The organism is Streptomyces sp. NPDC048278 (genome assembly GCF_040652195.1).
Taxonomy (GTDB): Bacteria; Actinomycetota; Actinomycetes; order Streptomycetales; family Streptomycetaceae; genus Streptomyces.
This window is the reverse complement of record NZ_JBEZLP010000078.1, coordinates 1-4,549: the sequence shown is the minus strand read 5'-3', so window position 1 is coordinate 4,549 and position 4,549 is coordinate 1. Positions and strand designations below refer to the sequence as shown.

The 4,549-nt window shown below is 68.6% G+C and carries 4 protein-coding genes; all 4 read left to right on the top strand.

Features of this window, described 5'->3' with window-relative positions; all coding sequences use genetic code 11:
* Positions 1–180: 180 nt before the first annotated feature.
* The gene (locus AB0D74_RS50235) at positions 181–1,350 is read left to right on the top strand and encodes a site-specific integrase (protein ID WP_362603369.1); all 1,170 of its coding nucleotides are present in this window, start codon (positions 181–183) and stop codon (positions 1,348–1,350) included.
* Positions 1,347–1,691, top strand: coding sequence for a helix-turn-helix transcriptional regulator (locus AB0D74_RS50230; RefSeq protein WP_362603367.1), 345 nt, complete (start codon positions 1,347–1,349; stop codon positions 1,689–1,691). The genes AB0D74_RS50235 and AB0D74_RS50230 overlap by 4 nt, the downstream gene beginning before the upstream one ends.
* A gap of 186 nt (positions 1,692–1,877) precedes the next feature.
* Positions 1,878–3,971, top strand: a complete 2,094-nt coding sequence (locus AB0D74_RS50225) for a hypothetical protein (RefSeq protein ID WP_362603364.1) — start codon at positions 1,878–1,880, stop codon at positions 3,969–3,971.
* 101 nt (positions 3,972–4,072) lie between these two features.
* Positions 4,073–4,417 (top strand): hypothetical protein, encoded by a 345-nt coding sequence (locus tag AB0D74_RS50220; protein WP_362603361.1) that lies wholly within the window; start codon positions 4,073–4,075, stop codon positions 4,415–4,417.
* The last annotated feature ends 132 nt before the right edge of the window (positions 4,418–4,549 follow it).

Below are 4,549 nucleotides of genomic sequence, written 5' to 3'. Positions count from 1 at the left end.
GAGATTATTGGAGTACGCGCGGGTTCCTACCCGTCCCCGCCGAGCACCACCACGGCATGTCAGCAGGCAGGAGCAGGGTTACCGGTACGTCGCTCAATGATGTGAGATTCAGGCGGTAACTCGCAGATTCTGCGAGCCAGGCCTGTAATCTGCGTGCTTGTGGCAGATTCCCAAAGTCGCGTGCTGGCGCTTGTGCGGCCCGCTCAGGAGCCGACCGCCCCGGTCGATCCGGCGGGGGTGTCGGTCGAGTCCGGTCTTGCGGACGTCGTCACGCTCCAGCGGCGGCGCCAGGCCCGGATCTCGGCGCAGGATGAGGAGAGCTTCTTCCTCGACACCCTGTCCGAGTACCAGTGGGCGCGTGACGCGGCCGGGCTGGCGCCGAAGACCCTGGACGGACTGATCAAGCCGGTGGTCGAGGTCTGCGAGTACTACGGCACGGTGCCGTGGCAACTCTCGTCCCGCGAGGTCGACCGGTACTTCGCCGGGGCGGGGAAGCGGGCGCCGGCGACCCTGCGCGCCAAGTTCGGCAAGATCGACGGGTACTTCGCGTTCCTCGAACAGCGCTACGCCGGCGAGATCATGCGGCGCTTCGGGCATGGCGTCGAGTCGCCGATCGACCCGTTCAACCGGCCACGGCACCGCGGCGACTTCGGGCTGAGGATCCCGCCCTCGCAGACGGCGATGCGGGACTTCTTCGGCCGCTGGCGCGAGGATCTTCCGAACGCCCGCAAGTACCTGGTCGCCTGCCGCGACTACGTGATGACCAAGATCGCCTACCTGTCCGGAGTCCGGGCCAACGAACTGTGCGGGGTGTCCATGGGCGACCTGCACTGGGAATCGGGCCAGTGGGGCCGATTCGTCGTGCTCGGCAAAGGCGCGGGCGGGTCGGGGGCCCGGCCCCGCGAGGCATACATGTTCCAGGAAGGCCGGGCCCTGCTCTGGTGGTACATCGAGGAGGTCCGAGGAGAGTTCGGCGACGACGTCGAGCACCCGAATGCGCCGCTGTGGCCGTCGGAGCGCAAGCCCACCACAGTGGCGGCGCTGAACCTGCCGATCGCCCCGGCAATCGGCCCCTCGGCATTCCGCAAGACCCTGCACGCCGCAGCCGATGCCTACCTGACCGGTCCGGTCACCGACCTCTTTCCGCACCTGCTGCGCCACGCCTGCGCAACCCACAACTACGAGCGCGGGATGACGTTGTGGGAGGTGCAGAAGGTCCTCGGACACGCCTGGGCGACCACGACGTTGCGGTACATGTCGACCGCGCACGCCGACCCGGAGCACGCGAACCTGGCCGCCAGTGACCGAGCGGCCCAACGACTGGTGATGGACAAGGGGAACCTGCGGTGAAGTGGAATCTGCGGATGGTTGCCGCCCAGCGCGACCTGTGGCGGCCCAGCGAGGTGCTGGCAGCCTTCCAGCAAGTGGGGTTCAACCCCTCGCTGAGCAAGGTCGCTGCCCTGTGGGGCGGGCAACCGGTCACGGTCCGCCTGGACGACCTGGACCTGATGTGCGCGGCGCTCGGCTGCACGGTCGGCGATCTGCTCCAGGCCGAACCGGCCGTCGCCGCGCGACCGGTCGAGGACTTCGGCCAGGCCGCGGTCGGCGCCGACCACGATCCGGCGGGGCCGGTGAGGCCGGTCCCGCGCTCGCGCCCGGCCCGCGGGCCGCGTTCACTGCCTCCGAGCTGAGGAACGTTCATGGCCAGGGGGAAAGGGACCGCCCGCAGCTGCTCGATGTGCCAGACCTGGTCGGTTCTGGCCGCGCGCGTCTGCTCCGGCTGCGAGAAGTTCGCCCGCGCACATCCCGTACGCGGAGTCTGCCCGCGGTGCTGCCACGATGCGCACCTGGGATCCGACGGCCTGTGTAAGCCGTGTGTGCAGGCCATCCGGGCCGAGGGCGATGCGGAGTGGGTGCTGGGCATCCGGGGAGCGGAGCCGCGTGCGCTCCAGCTCACCGTCGGCACCTACCGCCACTACGCCACCCACGCCAATCCACTGGTGATGAACCGGAGCGGCGGGCCCGGGGTGGGTGCCGGGTGGAAGCGCCGGCTGAACAGGCAGCGCGCGGTGGAACGGGACCGGCATTCCGTGCTGGAGCCGCAGGTGTGGGGCCAGCTTCCCCTGTTCGTCCTGCCGCGCACCCTGACCCGCGATACGGCCCGTGCCATCGCCACCCGTCAGCTGTCCGGCTGGGAGAAGGCCGAACCCGCTCTGTTGGCACTGACCGCCGAACGCCGCATGAGCAAGGCCTGGCGATGCCAGGCCGCCGAGATGGTCCGGCTCGCTCTGGCGATACGTGAGGCGGACGGCGCTGAGCTGACGTGCGAACTGCTGCTGCGGGAGCTGCCGAAGTCTGGCGACGTGGTCTGCGTCGTCCTGCTGCGCGCGGGACTGCTGGCCAGCGAGTCCGTTCCTGACCTACGACTCGCATCGCGTTCGTGCGGCGACTGCAACGCCTGGCTGCCCGAGAATCCGCATGCGGGATTCCGCTGCGACCCGTGCCGAGACTGGCGCATGAGCCGTCACCGGCAGCCGGGCCAGTGCACGCGCTGCGGCAGGGACGGACTGGCGCTGAGCGCCGGCCACTGCCGTGCCTGCCACCCCTACCGCGACGACGATCAGAGCCGACCCGCTGCCACCCAGTTGCTGATCGACCTGCCCGTCGGCCCGGGCGGAACCAGCCCGTTGCCACAGGACGACGACCCCCTGCCGGTGACCTTGGACGGGATGCCGGCGGCAACGATCGGCGCGGGACAGGAAGCCCTGTTCACGCTCCGCCGCGACTGGACACCGGTGCTAGTGCGACTGCGGGGCCGCCCCTGGGCCGACTTGCCGCTGACGAACGCGGTCACCGCGTTGGTGAACGACTTCGCCGAGCAACGCCGCGACCAGCAGGGGACGGGCTTCAGCAAGAACATCCGCACCCTCACGATCCTGGGCTACTGGCTCGGAGGCGAGAACGCCTTCTACGAACGCGACGTCCACGACCTCGCCCGCCTTGACATGCATCTCGCGGCCAAGCCCGTCTGCCAGTTTCTGCGCGCTCGTGACCTGCTCGTCGACGATCCCGCACTTCACCGGGACCCCGATCTGGCCTGGATCGAGAAGGTCCTGGCCACGCTGCCGCAACCCCTCGCCAAGGAAGTCGACGCATGGGTGCAGACGCTCCGCCGCCAAGGCCCCCGGGAGAACGAACTGCGCAGCTGGGAAGGCATCCGCCGTTACCTGACCACCCTGCGGCCGACCCTCACCGCCTGGGCGGCGACCGGCATGACGACGCTTCGGGAAGTCACCGTCGACCACATTCAGGGCACGATGAACGGCCTGGAGGGGACCGGCCGCCGCCAGCGCGCCATCGCTTTGCGCAGCTTGTTCCGGGCGCTCAAGCGCGAACGGCTGGTCTTCCGCGACCTTGCTCGCCGCCTGCCCGTGGGCGACCTGACCAGCATCCCCCGACCGGTCCCTTCCGACGTTCTGGCCGGTCTGCTTGATCAAGCCAGCACCCCGTTCGCCCGGCTCGCTATCGCTCTGGCAGCCATCCACGCTGTCCCCTCCGCCGAGATCCGCACCGCACTCACCAGCGACCTGAACCTTGCCCGCGGAACCCTCGAACTATGTCGCGGCCTGCGACGGCACACCCTCTACCTGGAGCAACTCACCCACCGCCTGGCCGCCGACTGGCTCACCTACCGTCACCAGCGATGGCCCACCAGCGCCAACCCCCACCTGCTGGTCACCCAGAAGACCGCGCCCGACCCGGACTACCCGGCCGTGCACCGGATCACCATGCAGAAGGTCGTGCCCAAGGGACAGACCCTCGACGGTCTGCGCCGGGACCGGATCCTCAACGAAGCGTCCACCACGGGCGACCCGCTCACGCTCATGCGGCTCTTCGGCATCACCGAGGCGACCGCCATGCGCTACATCACCGCCGCCCACCCGGAGCGGACCTCCAAGCTCCCTCGCTGAAACGGCCACCCAATTCCACATCCACCGGGCCTGCCGCCCAACATGATCAATATCGTTCTGAGCAACCATCCGGGTCGCCGGACAGGAACAGAGAGGGACGCGTGGATCGACACGAGAAGAAGAAGCTCCGCGACTACATCGGCGAGTATCTGGACGTCTCCGGCACGCGTCTGACGGACGACGAGGCAGCGTTTTTGGGCAACTTCCTCGACGAGTACGACAAGACCTACAGGGGGCGCGTTGTTACGCCTCGCCCCAGGACCCGTGACGGCTGGGGCTCGGACGGGAAGTACACATATCGCGAGACGTTCACCTACACGTTCACCGACGACGTCGGTATCCGCGAGGACTACGAATACCAGGACGACGACGGGCTGCATAGGAGATCCACGAAAGTGATCAAGGACGCCCGGGGGGTCCTGAACTGGCTTAGAGCGCACCGCTAGGGCCAGGACCTAGCGGTTCCAGATGCTGGGCGGTGATGACAGGAACCCGCTCCCAGCAACGGCCAGAACGACGAACCCGCGCGCCGGTTCCAGATTCCCCACGCTCAGGAATCTGCGAACTGGCGCGTTTCC